The sequence below is a fragment of the Acinetobacter sichuanensis genome (genome assembly GCF_003024515.2).
Lineage (GTDB): Bacteria > Pseudomonadota > Gammaproteobacteria > Pseudomonadales > Moraxellaceae > Acinetobacter > Acinetobacter sichuanensis.
Genome location: NZ_PYIX02000165.1, coordinates 1 through 1,088 on the forward strand (window position 1 = coordinate 1; position 1,088 = coordinate 1,088).

General features: G+C 31.9%; 1 protein-coding gene. It reads right to left on the bottom strand.

The window, feature by feature from the left end; all coding sequences use genetic code 11:
* Nucleotides 1-820: replication initiation protein (locus C9E89_RS22750; RefSeq protein WP_107010318.1), on the bottom strand; the 820-nt coding region annotated here is incomplete at its 3' end.
* Between the last annotated feature and the right edge of the window lie 268 nt (nt 821-1,088).

Below are 1,088 nucleotides of genomic sequence, written 5' to 3' on the forward strand. Positions count from 1 at the left end.
GAAAGTTACTCAGGTCTGATAATTCAGAAAGTTGAGATAAAATAGTGCTGTACTTGTTAATTTGAGCATCTGATAGATTGCAGAATATATCTATAGTTTTTGTATCTTTTGTAGGTGCTATGAGTTTTGGCTTCGGTTTTTCTTTCACTATAAATTTAAAGCCGACAACAGAACGCCCTTTTTTGACATTTTCATAGGTCAAATCAATATCAGTATTTGTAGTAATTTCATCCAATGAAGGTTTTAAGACACGATCTTTTAAGTTGCAAAGTTTATCGTATGATTTAGGCAAACCAAGCTCATTTTTTATATGTTCTAAGGACATTTCAAATTGTCCGATTGCTTGATGTTTTTTTGCTAAGTGATAGAGATCAAAGGAGTAATCTTTTTTTAGACTGAGTACGATGTCTTTTTTATATTTCGTATAAGGATTTAATTTATCGAACTCTTTTAACATTAGTAGAACAATTTCCGGGAAGCGTATAGCGATTCCCCCATCCTCATAAGTGCAATCAATTACCCAGTTAGATAACACTCTTTTTCCTCTTTCATTATTATAAGAAAAGCTCCTTTTAATTAAATTTTTACTGGCTAGTTCTAACTGCGTATATGCTGAATGCGTTTTAATGCCACATTCTCTAGCGAACTCTTCAGCAGTAATCATAATTCGGTCTTTTTCAGTTGCATCAGTAGTTCTAGCAATTGGACTAGCAAGAATTAACATTCGTTTCTCATCAATGTTCATACTTTTAAAGCATTCTTGAACATTATTTTGCATAACAACCCAGCTGAGAGGATATGTCTTTTTGTTTTCGTCCATATAACTACAATCTCAAAAGTGTATTTGATTAACTACACAGATATCTATGTAGTTACAAAATACATTATTGTATGTTTTTTAACTACGATTTTTGTAGTTTTTTAACAAAACTACACATATGTATTTGTAGTTTAATGTCCGGCATTTGTAGTTTTTAAGTCCGGTAAAAGTAGTTTTATAAGTCTGTTTTGTCCGGCATTTGTAGTTTAATGTCCGGCATTTGTAGTTTTTTAAAGTCTGAAAGCATTGCTAGATATGGGCTAGAGGG